This window comes from Elusimicrobiota bacterium (assembly GCA_018816525.1).
GTDB lineage: Bacteria > Elusimicrobiota > Endomicrobiia > CG1-02-37-114 > XYA2-FULL-39-19 > OXYB2-FULL-48-7.
In genome coordinates this window covers 1-17,036 of sequence record JAHIVV010000017.1, presented here as the reverse complement: position 1 = coordinate 17,036, position 17,036 = coordinate 1, and the positions used below count along the sequence as shown (strand labels likewise).

Annotated in this window: 21 protein-coding genes; 18 read left to right on the top strand and 3 right to left on the bottom strand. The window is 39.2% G+C overall.

The window, feature by feature from the left end; genetic code table 11:
* Positions 1-192: hypothetical protein (locus KKH91_02035; GenBank protein ID MBU0951597.1), on the bottom strand; the 192-nt coding region annotated here is incomplete at its 3' end.
* A gap of 39 nt (positions 193-231) precedes the next feature.
* On the opposite strand from KKH91_02035, the gene KKH91_02030 reads away from it, so the two are divergent.
* The 18 genes from KKH91_02030 (at position 232) to greA (ending at position 15,161) form a co-directional block, all read left to right on the top strand.
* Complete coding sequence (locus KKH91_02030) at positions 232-684, top strand: type II secretion system GspH family protein (protein ID MBU0951596.1); 453 nt, start codon at positions 232-234, stop codon at positions 682-684.
* 73 nt (positions 685-757) lie between these two features.
* Complete coding sequence (locus KKH91_02025; protein MBU0951595.1) at positions 758-1,531, top strand: prepilin peptidase; 774 nt, start codon at positions 758-760, stop codon at positions 1,529-1,531.
* A 218-nt stretch (positions 1,532-1,749) separates the two neighbouring features.
* The gene (locus tag KKH91_02020) at positions 1,750-2,886 is read left to right on the top strand and encodes a radical SAM protein (GenBank protein MBU0951594.1); all 1,137 of its coding nucleotides are present in this window, start codon (positions 1,750-1,752) and stop codon (positions 2,884-2,886) included.
* Between the two features lie 470 nt (positions 2,887-3,356).
* Positions 3,357-4,604, top strand: coding sequence for an FAD:protein FMN transferase (locus KKH91_02015; protein ID MBU0951593.1), 1,248 nt, complete (start codon positions 3,357-3,359; stop codon positions 4,602-4,604).
* Complete coding sequence (locus KKH91_02010) at positions 4,601-4,990, top strand: NusG domain II-containing protein (protein ID MBU0951592.1); 390 nt, start codon at positions 4,601-4,603, stop codon at positions 4,988-4,990. The genes KKH91_02015 and KKH91_02010 overlap by 4 nt, the downstream gene beginning before the upstream one ends.
* 5 nt (positions 4,991-4,995) lie before the next feature.
* Complete coding sequence (locus KKH91_02005; GenBank protein MBU0951591.1) at positions 4,996-6,147, top strand: Gx transporter family protein; 1,152 nt, start codon at positions 4,996-4,998, stop codon at positions 6,145-6,147.
* Between the two features lie 249 nt (positions 6,148-6,396).
* A complete protein-coding gene (gene typA, locus KKH91_02000; protein MBU0951590.1) occupies positions 6,397-8,238 on the top strand; it encodes a translational GTPase TypA in 1,842 nt (613 codons plus the stop codon).
* Between the two features lie 38 nt (positions 8,239-8,276).
* A complete protein-coding gene (locus KKH91_01995) occupies positions 8,277-8,525 on the top strand; it encodes a hypothetical protein (protein ID MBU0951589.1) in 249 nt (82 codons plus the stop codon).
* Positions 8,526-8,544: 19 nt separating this feature from the next.
* Positions 8,545-9,141: a ribosome biogenesis GTP-binding protein YihA/YsxC gene (yihA, locus tag KKH91_01990; protein ID MBU0951588.1), complete on the top strand. Its 597-nt coding sequence runs from the start codon at positions 8,545-8,547 to the stop codon at positions 9,139-9,141.
* Positions 9,142-9,155: 14 nt separating this feature from the next.
* Positions 9,156-10,109 carry a permease gene (locus tag KKH91_01985; GenBank protein MBU0951587.1) on the top strand — a complete coding sequence of 318 codons (954 nt, stop codon included), beginning with the start codon at positions 9,156-9,158 and terminating at the stop codon, positions 10,107-10,109.
* Between the two features lie 14 nt (positions 10,110-10,123).
* Complete coding sequence (locus tag KKH91_01980) at positions 10,124-10,360, top strand: TM0996/MTH895 family glutaredoxin-like protein (protein MBU0951586.1); 237 nt, start codon at positions 10,124-10,126, stop codon at positions 10,358-10,360.
* Complete coding sequence (locus KKH91_01975; GenBank protein ID MBU0951585.1) at positions 10,342-10,920, top strand: Fe-S cluster protein; 579 nt, start codon at positions 10,342-10,344, stop codon at positions 10,918-10,920. Before KKH91_01980 ends, KKH91_01975 begins: the two co-directional genes overlap by 19 nt.
* Positions 10,921-10,942: 22 nt before the next feature.
* Positions 10,943-11,365, top strand: coding sequence for a thioredoxin family protein (locus KKH91_01970; protein ID MBU0951584.1), 423 nt, complete (start codon positions 10,943-10,945; stop codon positions 11,363-11,365).
* Positions 11,365-12,066: a cytochrome c biogenesis protein CcdA gene (locus KKH91_01965; protein ID MBU0951583.1), complete on the top strand. Its 702-nt coding sequence runs from the start codon at positions 11,365-11,367 to the stop codon at positions 12,064-12,066. The genes KKH91_01970 and KKH91_01965 overlap by 1 nt, the downstream gene beginning before the upstream one ends.
* Before the next feature lie 47 nt (positions 12,067-12,113).
* A complete protein-coding gene (gene arsB / locus KKH91_01960; protein ID MBU0951582.1) occupies positions 12,114-13,160 on the top strand; it encodes an ACR3 family arsenite efflux transporter in 1,047 nt (348 codons plus the stop codon).
* Complete coding sequence (locus KKH91_01955) at positions 13,135-14,079, top strand: acetyl-CoA synthase subunit gamma (GenBank protein ID MBU0951581.1); 945 nt, start codon at positions 13,135-13,137, stop codon at positions 14,077-14,079. The genes arsB and KKH91_01955 overlap by 26 nt, the downstream gene beginning before the upstream one ends.
* Before the next feature lie 201 nt (positions 14,080-14,280).
* Complete coding sequence (locus tag KKH91_01950) at positions 14,281-14,577, top strand: 4Fe-4S binding protein (GenBank protein MBU0951580.1); 297 nt, start codon at positions 14,281-14,283, stop codon at positions 14,575-14,577.
* A gap of 107 nt (positions 14,578-14,684) precedes the next feature.
* On the top strand, positions 14,685-15,161 hold the full coding sequence (greA, locus tag KKH91_01945; GenBank protein ID MBU0951579.1) for a transcription elongation factor GreA: 477 nt from the start codon (positions 14,685-14,687) through the stop codon (positions 15,159-15,161).
* A 115-nt stretch (positions 15,162-15,276) separates the two neighbouring features.
* Here greA and KKH91_01940 read toward each other — a convergent pair whose 3' ends face one another.
* Together KKH91_01940 and KKH91_01935 are read right to left on the bottom strand one after the other, a co-directional pair.
* A complete protein-coding gene (locus KKH91_01940; protein ID MBU0951578.1) occupies positions 15,277-16,260 on the bottom strand; it encodes an amidohydrolase family protein in 984 nt (327 codons plus the stop codon).
* 61 nt (positions 16,261-16,321) lie between these two features.
* A partial coding sequence (locus tag KKH91_01935; protein MBU0951577.1) for a YgiQ family radical SAM protein occupies positions 16,322-17,036 on the bottom strand: 715 nt, incomplete at its 5' end.

Below are 17,036 nucleotides of genomic sequence, written 5' to 3'. Positions count from 1 at the left end.
TTGCTTTGAAATACTCAAGTTTACTTTTTTTGCCCATAATGTAACCTCCAAATATTTGTTTTTTACGGTTACCTTTTTAGATGGCGCGATATCTAACCGTAGGGTTACATTATACATGGCGCGATGCGACCAATTGACAAATACAGCTTTATCGGTTATAATATATTCAGATGGGAAATGGGAATAATGCATACAATCCCAAATAATTGCCCACCCAGGAGGTGAAAACACATGAAAAAGTCAAGAGGTTTTACCCTTATTGAGTTGATGGTAGTTATCGTGATTCTGGGTATTCTCGCAGCAGTCATAGCCCCGCGTATTCCGCAGTTTGTCAACAAAGCAAAAGAAGGCAGAACCAAAGGAAACCTTGGAACCCTGCGTTCAACTTTGAACATTTATTACTCTGACAATGACGGAATTTACCCGGTAGATACTTTGACCGCTACCTTAGTACCGAAGTACATCAAAAAGATTCCGGACGTTGTATGCCCGGGTTCGCATCTTGATCCAATAGCAACAGTTAGAGCGGACACTACAGCAGGCGTATTAGCGCCTATCGACACAAGCGGTTGGAACTACGAGAACACTAGCACCGAGGACAACTGGGGAGATATCTGCGTAAATTGCAGTCTCCACAAAGACAACACCAATGCGGCAACAGGTTCGGCCTGGAGTTCATTCTAATTTTTGTTACTTGAGAACATGAATAAGAGGGGAAGGTCAAAGCTCCCCTCTTATTTTTTTAACTTTTAAACAAATGATTCTTTCATTAATTTTCATTGCGATTTTGGGTTTATGCCTGGGTAGTTTCGCGAATGTACTGATTTACCGGGTACCCAAGGAACTTTCAATAGTAAAACCGGGTTCTTTTTGTACAACCTGTAATACTAAAATCAGATGGTACCACAATATACCGGTAATAAGCTTTATTCTTTTGAGAGGTAAATGCTCAAGCTGTAAAACAAAGATATCCATCCAATACCCTCTAGTAGAAATACTTTCATCAATCCTGTTAATTCTTGTTTTTTTAAAATTTCACAGCTTAAAACTCTTTTTAATTTATGGCTTGTTTGTTTTTGTGCTCCTGATAATTTCCGTGATAGACATTCACCATAGTATCATACCGGATATATTTTCGTTTCTTCTTATATTTCTAGGCCTTATTTTCTCTACTTTCAACTCGTTTTTAGGTTATTCTATCCTCAATAGAATTTTAGAGTCCTTGTTGGGTATAGCTGCAGGGGTTTTGCTATTAGGGCTGATAGGTTTTTTTGGGAAACTTTACTTCAAAAAAGATGCCATGGGTGAAGGCGACATAAAACTTATCGCTGCAATTGGCGCATTCCTTGGCTGGCAAAAAGTAATATTAACTCTTTTTTTAGGTTCTCTGACAGGAACTATATTTTCGGTTGCCTTAATTTATCTTTTTTCCAAGAAAAAATGGGGCGATTACATACCTTTTGGGCCTTTTTTAGCAGTAGGAGCATTCCTCTCGATATTTATTTCAATATCTTTATTTAGTTTCCATTGACTAATACGGTTTTATACGCCTTCATTCCCAAATCTTTTATTGATTTATAATTATCTCCGCTGCCATAGCCTGCATCATCTACTACCGCGCGAGATTGGATTCCTTTTTAATTCTTGATTAACAAAGTAAAGCGACATTGATAATTCGGTAGTATTTTTATATCATCTAGAATAATTTCCAGAGTATTTGATAGAACTGAGAAAGCAAAAGGAATAAACATGACTGCGAAACAAAAAAATTTTTTTCTTTGCTATTTTGAAAGTACCCGCCAGTGCAATATCAATTGCCGTTATTGCATGACAAAAAGCCCCGGACCTTCAAAAAAAACCCATGCCGCCGAATTATCCACGGATGAAATAAAGGACCTAGTCATAGATGAAGTGAAAAAATACTGCCCAAACGCGGCAATAGCTTTTTCCGGAGGCGAACATCTTTTAAGAAAAGACGCGTTTGAGATACTGGAATACACCGCAAAGCAAGGCCTGTGGTCGTTCATAAATACAAACGGAAAACTCCTTGAAAAGGAAACAGTAAAGAAAATAAAACAAATAACGGAAGATAAAACCATATTTGTTTTCTCCCTGAACTCGCTTAACCCGGATACGCACAAATGGAGCAGGGATGACAGCCTGAACACAATAGTTAAAGCGGCGAAACTCTGCCAAAAAGAGAAGGTTAATTTTTTCTTTATTCTCACAATAAGCAAAAACAACCTTGCCACGCTTAAAGAAACAGTAAAATTCCTGAAATCACAAGGGATCCCGGTTTTAAGGTCGCCATTTGTTCCCCGCGGGATGGGAAAAGCCCACCCGGAACTCCTTTTTACTAAAGAGGACATGAAAAATATTATTCATCCTGCGCTCAGGGAGTATCCTTTAAGTTATGTAAGCTACGCTCCGTTTTTTGCCTCGCCGGAATTCCTTGAAAATAAATGGAAAGAACTTAAAGTCGAAATAGGCCAGCTTGGGTGCCAGGCCGCAAAGGGTTTTATTGGAATTTCCGCGGAGGGCGATGTTTCTCCATGCGTGCATCTGCTCGACAGTGAAGTAATGTGCGGAAATGTTAAAACACAGCCGCTTACAAAAATTCTGGCGGAAAACGAAATAATGAACAAAATTAGGGATAGAAATAATCTCAAAGGGAAATGCGGAATTTGCCGGTATAAACACACCTGCGGGGGTTGCCGCGCTATCGCCTACTATAAAACAGGGGATTACCTTGCCGAAGACCATACCTGTTTTTTTGAACCTATTGATGAAAATACCGTATCGGAACATGAAAAACTTCAGAACAATAACACCTTAAAATTCATTGATTTTATTAAAAAGAACAAACCCTGGAGTTCGCTGTTTTAAAATGAAAATATTGCTTATTAAGCCAAAATGGTTCATTAGAAGCGGACTATACAGGTTTTTAAATAATATAAAGTTTACCCCTTTACATCTCGGTATTATTGCCGCGCTGTCCGAAAGGGAAGGGCATGAAGTTAAAGTTGTCGACGCTGATTGGGATGAAATCCCTTACAACGAGAAATTTGACCTGATTGGTATAACTGTAACCACATTCACTTCACAGCAGGTTTACAGTATAGCAGGTAAATTCAAAGAAAAGGGCGCAAAAGTTATTTTTGGCGGTGTTCATCCAAGCCTATTGCCTGAGGAATGCCTCCTGCTTGCGGACGCGGTAATCGTTGGAGAAGTTGAATATGTCTGGACAGATATTTTAAGGGATATGGAGGAAGGAACACTAAAGAAAGTATATCAAAGTAACAAAACAGTAGACATGGACGATGCGCCTTCCCAAAAAAGAGAACTTCTTATTAGTCATGGAAGTCTGGAAAAAGAATTTATCTGCCCTGGCCGTATTAATATTCATATCCAACGCCGGATTAACAAGTGTCCTGCCATTTTTACCTTTTTATGTAAGAGCAGTCGGCGTCCCGCACGGGCAAAGCCTTGAATTCTGGTCAAGCATAATTTATTCAATTAGTTTTGTATTCATTTGCCTCATGGCGCCGGTATTTGGGATGATTGGCGACAGGTACGGGCACAAGTTAAATTTTATGTTAAAAATTAGTTATAGGGTGTTTCCCATTTTTTTAGCCGTTATTTCTATAAGCGGATGCGGTGAAAAATCCTATAAAGAAACAAAACTTTTGATGGATACCGTTTGTGAAATAACTGTAATCAGTCCCGATAAAACCCCGGCCCAAATTTCTATTGACAAAGCGTTTAAAGAAATCGAAAGAATAGACAGCCTTTGCGGTTACGGAAAAAACAGCCAGGTTTCACAGATAAATAAAAATGCTGGAATAAAGCCTGTTGTTGTTGATAAAGAATTATTTAATCTCATAGAAGAATCAATAAAAATTTCTGATTTAACCGGCGGAGCTTTTGATATTACAGTAGGGCCCCTTGGATCCTTATGGGGTTTTAATAATTCCAATCTGCGCCTGCCTGCCTCCGGCGAAATTAAAAAGGTTTTGCCGCTGGTGAACTACAAAAATGTAATCATAAATAAAGACAAGTCTACTGTGTTTTTATTGAAACCTGGCATGAAAATTGACCTGGGCGGAATTGCCAAAAAATATTCTCTGCGGATGGTAATAAAAAAACTGAAAGAAAACGGAATAAAAAAAGCGATGGTTAACCTGGGAGGAGATATACAGGTTATGGGAGGGGCTTTTAAAGGCCGGCCCTGGAAGATAGGTTTACAGCACCCGCGTAAGCCAGGAGAATTGGTAACGGTTTTCAGATTCAATGATAAAACAATAATTTCTTCGGGAGATTACGAAAGGTGTTTTTTCGTTAATGGGGTCAGGTATCATCATATATTTGATCCACGTACAGGAAACCCCGCCAAAGGAATTATCAGTGCCACTATCCTGACTGACGGGCCCATCGCTGCAGATGCAATGGCTACAGCTGTTTTTGCGCTTGGCGTAAAAAGGGGATTAGAGATTATAAAAACTATTCCCGATACTGAAGCTTTGATAATAAGTGAAACCAATAAAGGAACAGTCGTTACTCTTACGGACGGCCTGAAAAAAATGAAACTGGAGTATAATTATTGAATAAAGAATATTTATTTAAGCCGGCAAAATTCGATTACATGCTGGCTGTACTTATTTTAATTCTAGGTATTGCCGGCAGTGTGCCTTTAAAAGCCAATAAAACGGATGCGAAGAAGGCTTTAATTTACAAGGACAACGTTTTGGTTAAAGAAATAGATATGCCCGTTTCAAGCACAAAATATTTTGTTATCGAAGGCACTAATATTGAAGTTGAAGTAAAGAATAATAAAATCAGAATATCAAAGGTTTCATGTCCCTTGAAAGTTTGCCAGCATGTTGGTTGGATTTCGTTCCCGTACCAGACGATTACCTGCCTGCCGAATAGATTGTTTATAAAGATTATAGGCAAATCTGAAGATAATAGTTGTGACGCAGTAGCTTATTAAAAATAATGGATAACTCATCAAATATTCAAATCAAAAAAATTGCTATGCTTGTTTCCTGCGCTTCTGTACTGCAGATTGTAGAGTCCATGTTTCCGCACCCAATACCCGGCGTCAGGTTAGGGTTTTCTAATATCATAACCCTTATAGCATTGGTTGATATGGGTTTTGGGCCTGCTCTTGAAATTGCAGTAATAAGAGCTATAATAAGCTCCTATGTCCTTGGTACATTTTTATCTCCATCGTTCTTTTTAAGTTTTTTTGGGGCTTTAACCAGCACTCTTGTAATGGGCGCTTGTTATAAAGTGGTTTTAAAATTAAAAACCAAATTTTTAAGCCTGACAGGTATAAGCCTGCTGGGTGCGGTAACTCACAACCTTACACAGATAATATTTGTATATTTTTTTCTGATAAATCAGAAGGAAATATTTTATCTTTTGCCCTGGCTGGGCCTGAGCGCCGTAATTATGGGATGGATTAACGGTTTAATTGCCTCCAGGGTTTGTAAAAACCTGGCTGACAATATTGGAATAGAAGCAACCCTAAAAGAAGAAATTGCAAATAGTAATTCGTTTAAGTATAAAAGCTATATTGGCGGAGACTCGTTTATCCATGATCTAAAACCCGAAATAAAAATTGTTATAGCGTTTTTTGCAGGCATTTGTATATTATTTACAGGAAACATTTACCTTTATCTGTTTTTACTGTTTTTTTTATTTGCGGGCTATGTAATTGCAGAACTTTCCCTTGTGGATTATATAAAGGAAATCAGTAAGATGTGGTTGTTTTTAGCTGCTTCATTTCTTTTGCCGGTATTTTTCAATTTCACTCAAGACGGATTAAGCGCAGGAACCCGGTTTGTTTTAAGAATAATACTTCTCATGTCAATCTCATCTCTTTTAATCAAAACCACAGCTCCTGAAAAATTAGCAGCCGGATTTAAAAATATACTTAGTCCTTTTCAAAGATTAGGAATATCCGCGCACTGCGCGCAGAGGGTTGGCGCTATTATAGCTTTATCCTGGAAATCCATGCCTGCAGTTTGGGATAAAATAAATAATCTAATCCATTCTCAAAAAGTAAGCCTTAAGCGGTTTCCGGAAATAATCCAGGGTTTAAGCACTGTCATATTTTTAGTTTATAAAGAGTCAGAAAAATGACAAACAAAAGTGCGAGCCTTCCCCTATTTGATAGACGCCTAGAAAAGTTTATATGATGTAGCAGCCGCCTAATAAAAGGAGGTTGCAAAAATGGAAGGCGAGAAAAGGTGCAGGAAGATTATCCTTCAATAATGGGTTTTTCTGTTAAACTTCCTGCCGGCGAGCATAAAATAAAGATACAATTTTAAAATATTTAGGTACTTCCTCAAAAAATTGATATAATTGGCGGACATACCCAACCAAAGAACAATAACTAAAATGAAAAAAAACGAAAGCATCAGGAATATTGCTATCATTGCGCACGTTGACCACGGCAAAACCACACTTGTGGACTACATGCTTAAGCAAAGCGGAACGCTCAAACAGGAAAAAGACACTCCCGAGCGCATAATGGATAACCTGGACCTTGAACGGGAACGCGGAATAACCATCACTGCAAAAAATTGCTCCATTTTGTGGAAAGATGTAAAGATAAATATTATTGATACACCCGGCCATGCTGATTTCGGAGGCGAAGTGGAACGGGGTTTAAAAATGGCTGACGGAGCAATTCTGCTTGTGGATGCTTCCGAAGGGCCGCTGGCACAGACCAGGTATGTTTTAAAGAAAGCCCTGGAAGCCGATAAAAAAATTATTGTAGTTATAAATAAAATTGACCGTAAAGATGCCCGCCCTCCGGAAGTGCTTGACGAAATTTACCAGATGTTCATGGACCTGGAATCATCAGACAAACAGTTTGATTTTCCTGTGCTTTATTCAATAGGCAGGGAAGGAATAGCGCAAAAAAAAGTTGACGAGCCTGGTAAGGACCTTCATATACTTTTTGACGCTATTTTAAAGCATATTCCTGCTCCCTCATATGATCCTGCAGAGCCTTTTCAAATGTTAGTTTGTGACCTCAGTTATTCAGATTATTTCGGGCGGCTGGCAATCGGTAAAATAGTAAACGGAACAGCAAAAAACAGCGATAAGCTTGTCTGTCTGAAAGAGGGCAATAGAATAGAACCTTTAAAAGTGACAAAGGTCCAGACTTATAACGGAGTAGAATTAAAAGAAACTGAAATAGTAAAACAAGGCGATATTGTAATTCTTGCGGGCATTGAAGACGTAAAAATTGGGGATACTATTTGCACAAAAGAAAACCCCAAAGCCCTGCAGAGAATCAGCGTTGACGAACCGACCATGTCAATGTTATTCTGCGTGAATACTTCGCCTTTTTCCGGAAGGGAAGGGAAATTAGTCCAATCCAGAAAAATTTATGAAAGGCTAACGAAGGAAACGCTTCTTAATGTCGCCATACAGGTTGAAAGTACCCAGGATTCCAATGCATTTTTAGTAAAAGGCCGGGGCGAGTTTCAGATGGAAATTTTGATAGAAACGATGATCCGGGAAGGTTTTGAACTGAATGTCGGCTCTCCGAAAATAATTTATAAGAAAGAAAACGGTAAATTACTCGAACCTATAGAACGTTTGTTTATTGATTGCAGCGACAGCTGTATCGGAGTAGTTTCTCAGAAATTATCCAACAGAAAAGCAAAGATGGATAATCTTATTAACCACGGCACCGGCAGGGTGCGTATGGAATTTACTATTCCTTCCAGGTCGCTGATAGGTTACCGCAATGAATTTATTGTAGATACAGCGGGCACCGGTGTAATTAATTCCTACTTAAAAGGTTACGAGGAATATAGAGGCAGTTTTTCCAAACGCACTACAGGTTCGCTGGTTGCAGACCGCGAGGGCAAAGCAGTTACCTACGCGTTGCATAACCTTGAACCCAGGGGCACCATGTTTATTGTACCGGGTGATCCGGTTTATGAAGGAATGATAGTAGGCGAGCATAGCCGGGATAATGACCTGGCTGTAAATCCTTGCAAGGAAAAAAACCTTACCAACATGAGAAGTTCTACTTCCGATTATATCTGCGTACTGGCTCCCGCCAGAAAAATGACGCTGGGCCAGGCCATCAGTTTCATAAAGGACGATGAAATGGTAGAAGTCACCCCTCTTTCCATCCGCATGAGAAAAAATACACTTTCAGCAGACACCAGAAAAAAGCTCAAATCCGACCAGTTTAAGGAAGCAGAATAAATAAAATAAAAATACTTTTAATTTCAACTTTAATTGTCTTGATTTTATCACTGATTGCAGACAGGCCGAATTTATTATGGAAGAAAGGGTGCAGTATAAAAAACATTTTCATTTATATTGGCGCATTTTCAACTATTAAAATACCGATGCTTACTTTTGAAATAGGATTTTTAGGGTTAAAATTTTCCCTGCTAAGGACCCTGTTTACACTGCCGGTATTTATCCTGATAGCAGGACTGATGGAATTATATCTCAAAAATAAACAATTTGAAGTTAAACAGCCATAAGAGAAAAGCGGGTGGGTGTATGAAAAAAAATGATATTTTTAATGCGGCAAAATTTGTTATGAGCGTTAATGCGCAGCAGAAACTTGGTGAATCACAGGCAGAAGTTGCTTTTGTAGGCAGGTCCAATGTAGGCAAGAGCTCGCTTTTAAATGCGCTTTGCAACCAGCGCTCGCTTGCTAATGTTTCAAAAACGCCAGGAAGAACACGCTCAATAAATGTATTCTCAGTAAAACCTGGCAAATGGATTATCGACTTGCCGGGTTATGGGTTTGCGGCTGTTTCTAAGGATGAAAAAGACAACTGGCACAGTATGCTTCAGCACTATCTTTCCGGGCGACCGGCGCTTAAAGCAATTTTTGTGCTGGTAGATGCATACGTAGGGGTTACAAAACTTGACCGCCAGATGATTGAGTGGTTAAACGAAATGGATTTGCCCTATATGGTAGTTGCGAATAAAACTGACCGGGTTGCGCCGGATAAAAATGATGACCAGCGCCAGGCCTTGGCTTTAGACCTGCTGGTAGTGCCGGAAGCTGTTATCTGGGCCAGCGCAAAAACAGGCGCAGGTATCGCCGATCTGCAGGATATTGTATTTGATTTGCTTGAGTTAGGTTAATTAGGGAGAGTTTAGTGTTAAAGATATTCGCTGGTTGGGTAACTTACAAAATATTTTCTATTGCTCCCGCTTCATTGTTGGGGGAAGCGGTAAGTTTCTTTATTTATGATGTAATCAAGATATTCCTTCTTTTGATTGTCATCATATTTGTCATTTCCATAACCAGGTCTTTCATGCCTCCGGAGAAGGTCAGGCAAATACTCTCCCGTAAGAAAAAACTCCTGGGAAATATTCTTGCCGCTTTATTAGGGATAATCACACCCTTTTGTTCATGCAGCGCGGTGCCGCTTTTTATTGGGTTTGTGCGCGCAGGAGTGCCTCTTGGGGTTACCTTTTCCTTTCTTGTCTCGTCGCCGATGATTAACGAAGTAGCATTGGTGTTGCTTTTAGGTTTATTTGGATGGAAAATAGCCACACTGTATGTATTTTCCGGCCTTGTAATAGCTATTTTATCAGGAATTGTGATAGGAAAACTTAAGGTTGAAAAATTAGTGAAAAATTTCGTGTTTGAAAATAACGGTGTTTATCAGGAATTGGTTTCTAAACCAGACTGGAAAGACAGAATTAATTACGCGAAAGCGTACACCCTGGAAATACTAAAGAAAGTATGGCCTTATATATTAATAGGTGTCGGCCTGGGAGCCTGGATTCATGGCTATGTTCCTGCTGATTTTTTAGCCAGGTATGCCGGCGCCGGCAAATGGTATGCAGTGCCATTTGCTGTTCTTGTAGGTATTCCTCTATATTCAAATGCGGCTGGTGTAATTCCTTTAGTGAGCGCACTAACTGAGAAAGGAGTATCAATGGGAACTACTCTGGCATTTATGATGGCGGTTACTTCGTTGTCGTTGCCTGAATTCATGATATTAAAAACGGTTATGAAAACCAGGCTCATTGTTTTATTTGCAACAATAGTCGGATTGGGAATAATGTTTACGGGATATCTGTTTAATTTTGTACTGAAATAAATAAGGAGGCGGGGATGAAACTTGAAATTTTAGGAACAGGGTGCCCGAAGTGTAAAAAATTAATGGAGCTGGTTGCTGAAGCTGTAAATGAAACAGGGATAAAGGCTGAAATAAGCAAGGTAGAAAAAATCAACGACATTATGAATTATGGCGTGATGATGACGCCGGCTCTTGTTGTTGACGGCAAGGTGGTAGTTACGGGCCGGCTTCCTTCGAAAGAAGAAATAAAAAAGTGGATAGGCGGCAAGTAGAATTGAAAATGGCTTTTTTAAATGAAATAAAAATAATCAGTGTCACTCCGTGCATTGCCATGCCTTCAAGGATAAGGTTTATTGCTGAAATGGATACTGATATTTCGGAAATTATGCCGTATTTAAATACTGTTATTGAAGGTGCTATTTATAATCATGAAGGGCATAACCTGACGCTTAAAAAGGAAGACAGGATGATTGGTGTGCAGGCCCGGCAGATCGCTGCGGGGAAAGTTATTGATGAAAATGATGCCCATGAAATCATAAAATGGTTTAAAACCCTGGTGAATGATACTTATGAAAAAAAGGATTCAATAAAACCAAATTTTGAAAGGCGCAAAAGGCTGACAACCATAGATATTTATAAACTGCTTCCAGTTACGAACTGCAAAAAATGCGGTGAGCTTACCTGCATGGCTTTTGCGGTGAAAATTGCCCAGGAACAAGCAAGTCTTATGCTGTGTTCTGAACTATTTTCCGGAAATTATAACGAAAAGAGAGACGAACTCTTGAGAGTGCTCAAATCGTGTGGATATAAAGTACCGTCGGTTTTTATCTAGAAGTATAAAAGGAGGTTCGACCATGTTTAAGGCTATTACAATCACAAGTTTTGTTTTATTATTTGTATTTTCAAATTCTTTTGCATTAACAAAAAATGTTAGTAAATCAACAAGCACAGTAAAGGTTCAAAAAGTAATTAAAAAGAAGAAACTTCCTGATACCTTAGTAACTTTTGTTGAGCTTGGTTCGGTAACCCGCATTCCCTGTAAAATGATGCAGCCTGTGATGGCGGAAATTGAGAAAGAATACGGGAACAAGGGAGTGAAGATTATTTTTTACGACGTTAAGACAAATGAAGGGAATCCTTATGCTCAAAAATATGGGATACAATTAATACCAACCCAGGTTTTTTTAGACAAAAGCGGTAAGGAATTTTTCAGGCACGAAGGATTTTTTCCTAAAGAAGACATTGTAAAATTGTTAAAAAAACAGGGAGTGAAGTGATGTTATTGGAAATCTTTACCTGGGTTTCAGGAACTTTACAATCAGCGCCTCACATCGCATTGTTCGGGTCTTTTATCTGGGGAATTTTAAGCGTTGTCCTGAGCCCGTGCCATTTATCCAGCATACCGCTGATAGTCGGTTTTATAAACGGCCAGGGCAAGGTTTCTGTTAAAAGAGCTTTTTTGATTTCTTTATTTTTTTCAACAGGCGTACTGATAACCATGGGTGCGCTAGGCCTATTGACAGGAATTGCGGGCAGAATGCTTGGGGATATAGGCAGGTTTGGAAATTATTTTGTTTCAGCGATATTTTTTGTTGTAGGTTTATATTTAATGGACATACTACCTTTGCCTTTTTTAAATTCCGGGATTAGCCAGCCGGGATTTTCGAAAAAAGGGTTGTTTGCGTCATTCACTTTAGGATTGATCTTTGGAATTGCTTTAGGTCCCTGTACATTCGCCTATATGGCGCCGATTCTCGGGGTGGCTTTTTCGGTTGCCGCTTCCAATCTCATTTTTGCAGTTTCTCTCGTTTTGGTTTACGCTCTGGGCCACATTTCCGTGATAGTATTTGCAGGAACATTTTCTGAAGCAGTCCAAAATTATCTTAACTGGAACGAAAAATCAAAAGGCGCCGTAATAGTAAAAAAAATCTGCGGCATTCTTGTTATTATCGGAGGGGTGTATTTAATAAAAAAATGACACCCCATATACTTCCAAGCGTATATCATGGGGTGCTAAGGAGGAAAATGAAAAAATTATCGTTTCTGGACAGGTTTTTAACGTTGTGGATTTTTATTGCGATGGGTATCGGTGTGGCCATGGGATATTTTTATCCCGGGATAGCCGGTTTTTGGAATCAATTCCAGTCAGGAACAACAAACATACCGATAGCCATAGGATTGATTTTGATGATGTATCCGCCGCTTGCAAAAGTTAAGTATGAAGAATTGGGAGATGTTTTCAAGGATAAAAAAATTCTTACTTTATCGTTAATTCAAAACTGGGTAATAGGGCCTGTGCTGATGTTTTTACTTGCAATCATTTTTTTGCATAATTATCCGGAGTATATGGTTGGTTTAATAATGATCGGGCTCGCAAGATGTATCGCTATGGTAATAGTATGGAACGAGTTAGCCTATGGGTGCACGGAGTATTGCGCAGGGCTGGTGGCATTTAATTCAATATTCCAGGTTTTTTTCTATTCTGTTTATGCCTGGGTATTTGTTACAATTTTACCGGGATGGTTTGGGTTGAAAGGCGCGGTTGTAAACGTATCAATAGAACAAATCGCCAAAAGCGTTTTTATTTACTTGGGCATACCATTTATTGCAGGGTTTATTACCCGGTTTGTACTGATAAGAGTTAAAAGCAAAGAATGGTATCATACAAAATTTATCCCGAAAATCAGCCCTCTGACTTTAATTATGCTTTTATTCACAATTGTAGTTATGTTCTCATTAAAAGGGGAATATATTGTAAAAATACCGCTTGATGTAATCAGGATTGCTATCCCTCTGCTTATTTATTTTGTGGTTATGTTTTTGCTTTCATTTTATATGAGCAAAAAAGCGGGAGCGGACTATTCAAAATCCGCGACCTTGTCTTTTACTGCTGCAAGCAATAATTTTGAATTGGCAATTGCTGTTTCAATCGCTGTTTTCGGCATAAATTCCGGAGTGGCATTTACTGCGGTAATAGGCCCGTTAGTTGAAGTGCCTGTTTTAATAGGGTTAGTGTCGGTGGCTCTTTGGATAAAAAGGAGATATTATGGATGTTCCAAAAGTTTCAACTAAAACTGGATTAGCTGATAAGTTAGGGACCATTATGGCCCGGCTGACTATAAATAGGGCAAATTATAAAGTCCAACCGGGTTTATATGCTATTGGAACACCTTCAACAAATTCAAATGTGTTTGTATCAGCAAATTATAAATTGAGTTTTGATTCACTCCGGAAAGAATTATCCGGCATGGATGCCTGGATACTGGTTCTTGATACAAAGGGAATAAATGTCTGGTGCGCGGCAGGTGAAGGAACTTTCGGAACCCAGGAATTGATCGAGCGTATTTCTATAACTAAACTTAATGAAGTTGTTAATCAAAAAAAGCTTATAGTTCCTCAATTAGGTGCAGTTGGCATAGCGGCCCATATAATAAAGGAAGAGACTGGGTTTAATGTGATATACGGGCCGGTACGGGCTAAAGACATACCGGAGTTTTTGAAAGCCGGATTTAAAGCAACACCTGAAATGCGCAGGGTGAATTTTTCATTTGTGGATAGATCAAAATTGGTGGCGGCTGAATTTGCTTTAGGTTTTAAATACCTTTTTATTGCTTCAGTTATACTTATTGCATTTTCCCAGTATAATTTATGCGCGAATATTTTACTTGCATATTTTGGCGGGACTATCTTAGGCCCTTTACTTTTGCCTTGGCTGCCCGGGCGGGCATTTTTTATGAAGGGTGTATTTGCAGGGTTGATAGTTTTCATAATAGCGTATATTTTTGGATTTACAGGTAAAAGTGTTTTAAGTATTGCTGGTTCTCTTTTTCTGATGACAACATTAGCTTCATTTATGCTGATGAATTTTACGGGAGCTTCTACTTATACTTCATTTTCGGGTGTAAAGAAAGAGATGAAGTTTGCGGTGCCCTTGCAGGCAGGGGTGCTGGTAGTTGCGGTAATTATCTTAGCATTAAAAAGTATTAAGTAATTTGAAAAACACGGTTTTGAGCGACATTGAGATATTTAGGTGAAAAAATCGTTAAGAAATTGACATGTTTGACGACCGTAGGGAGGAGTTTGTCAATTTTAGATTTTTGAACCGTCCTTACCCTTAGGCGTATGGGAAATATCGAGTAGGAGCGAAAAATTGTGTTTTTCAAATAATCATTATTTAAATAGGAGATAACAGATGAAACTCAATTATCTTAAAAATGTTACAACATTAAAACTGAATGCCCAAAAATGCAATGGGTGCGGAAAGTGCATTGAAGTCTGCCCTCACGAAGTTTTTGAAATTAAAAATAAAAAATCTTTTATAAAAGAAAAAGATGCCTGCATGGAATGCGGTGCGTGCGCGAAAAATTGCCCGGAGGGAGCCTTGGAAGTAAATGCCGGGGTTGGCTGCGCGGCGGCAATTATTGCAGGCGCGCTTACCGGCAGTGCAACACCCTGCGGCCCCAGTTGCTGCAGCGGAAAATCTAAATAATCCCAAAACCAATAAGGCAGCGGTTTTGGGATTATTTTGATACTTCTTTATAAATTTGTATAATTTAAACTGGCAGTAAAGTAGAAATTCTTAGAGAGGTTTTTAATATGGCAAAAAACGAAGTATTCTTAACCAGAGCCGGGCATAAAAAGTTATCTGACGAGCTTGAGCATCTCAAAAAAGTAAAAAGAAGAGAGTTGTCCAAAACAGTAGGGGAAGCTATTTCGCAGGGCGACCTTAAGGAAAACGTAGGTTATCATGCGGCGAAGGAAGCCCAGGGAATGAATGAAGCCCGAATAACTGATATTGAATCAACCCTCAGCTGGGCGAAAATCATTGAAGATGTTAAGATGAACGAAAATGAAGTTTGTGTCGGGTCTTTTGTCCAGTTGATGAATATTGATACCAAGGAAGAAGTGAAATACAGGCTGCTTTCGGGCGCGGAAGCGGATTACGATAAAGGTGAAATATCCTACCAGTCTCCTGTAGGCATTGCGTTATTAGGCTGCAAAGTAGGCGATACGGCTGTGGTTGAAGTGCGCGACGGAAAAATCAGGTATAAAGTATTGAAGATTTCAAGATAAGAATGGATAGCTATAGTGAATAAAATTATTGAAAACAAATATCAGGCGGGTTAAAAAATCACCCACAGCCTGCTGTCATATTTATTGTAGAAGTTAAAAAGGGTAGAGAAATAATTCATTGTTCGATGATGAATTTTTTGTTTTTGAATTTAATATCAGGAAGGTCTAAATATTTTTTTTCGTCAAGTTTTCTGCCGATAAGTTTCAGCGGGTTTTCAAACCCGGCTTTCCACAAATCATCTTCTTTAAGAAGGTTCAATGAAGCAAGATAATTCATGCAATTTATCATGGTACTGTTGGAGCCCGCCAGGTAACCTGTCCCTTTAAGGCTTATCCTGCCGCTTTTTTCAATAACTATATTTTTACCTAACCAGTTATATTCTCCCGGCTTCAGGCCTGAAATAGATGCGGCGTCGCTGGTTACAATAAATCTATCAAGGGTTTTTGCCCGGAGAGCAGTTTTAATAAATTCCGCAGGCAGATGAACGCCGTCTGTGATAAACATGCCCCAGAGAGAGTCTGCGGATAGCTGGGCCCATAACGGATTTAAGAATCTGTGTATAGAATTATTAATGCCGTTTCCCAGATGCGTGCAGCATTTCGCGCCTTTTAAACAAGCCAATTTGATTGTTTCTACATCCGCGTGATGATGCCCTAGGGAAACTACAGTTTTTTCATTTTTTACAATATATTCTATGAGCTTTATTGTTCCGTTTATTTCCGGAGCCAGAGTTATCATTACTATTTTACCTTGCGCCAAATCCTGAAAATGTTTATATTTATCAAGGATCGGTTTTATTATGAATTTTCTCGTATGGGCTCCTCTTGCGCCTTCTTCTGGCGAAATGAAAGGCCCCTCCATATGTATGCCAAAAATATAAGGTTTGAGGTCAGGTTCTTCCATAGCTTTTGCGATAACGGGAAGGCAATGATTATAAACTTTCATGGAATTAGTTACTACTGTAGGGCAGTAAGCCATAGTACCTTCTTTTATGAGTTCTTTTGTTACATAACGGATATCATCAACTGTAATGGTATCCGATGAGAAATTTTTCCCCAGATGGCCATTTATCTGTAAATCTACAAAACCTTTTTTCATTTTACCTCCCAAACTTACTGGCAGCCTGGCGATCCTTAGACGCCTCAAGCGTAGAATAGTATTACTTATAAAAATGGCGGGCTTTTTGCCTTTTGTGTTCAAGTATCCTGCGTTTTTTGAAGGCAGGTACGCCGGTGATAATTTCTTTTTGTTTTTCTTTTTTTACTAAATCTTTTTCCACGAAAACATTCTCTTTCGTAAAGGGGTTCATTTCCGTATAATACATAAGCGCGGAGTAGGTTGACGGGAGGGGGGTGTAGACCTGGACTTGCTCGGGATTAATCTTTAAATTTTTTGAAATAAATTCTTCCATTTTTTCCATCTCCCGGTCCGTGCATCCCGGATGCGCCGCTATAAAATAATACGTCAGGAACTGGTTCTTGCCCGTCTCCTGCTTAAGCTGGTCAAACATCTGCTTGAATTTATGCAGGTAATCCTTGTTTTGTTTGCCCATCATCTTGAGCACATGTCCCTCGGTGTGTTCAGGCGCAATTTTTATCTGGCCGGAGGTATGATTTTCAACCACTTCTTTCAAATAATTGTAGCCATTAAGTTTATCCTCAATTATCAAATCATAACGCAAGCCTGAAGCTATAAATACTTTGTTGATGCCATCTATAGCATGAATGCTCCGCAAAAGGTCAATCTGCCTGCGGTGGTCCAGGTTTAGATTTTTACATATGCTTGGGTAGAGGCATTTTTTATCGGCACAGCCGCCTTCGGACAGCATTTTACTGCAGTCAATCCCATACATATTTGCCGTGGCGCCGCCAACA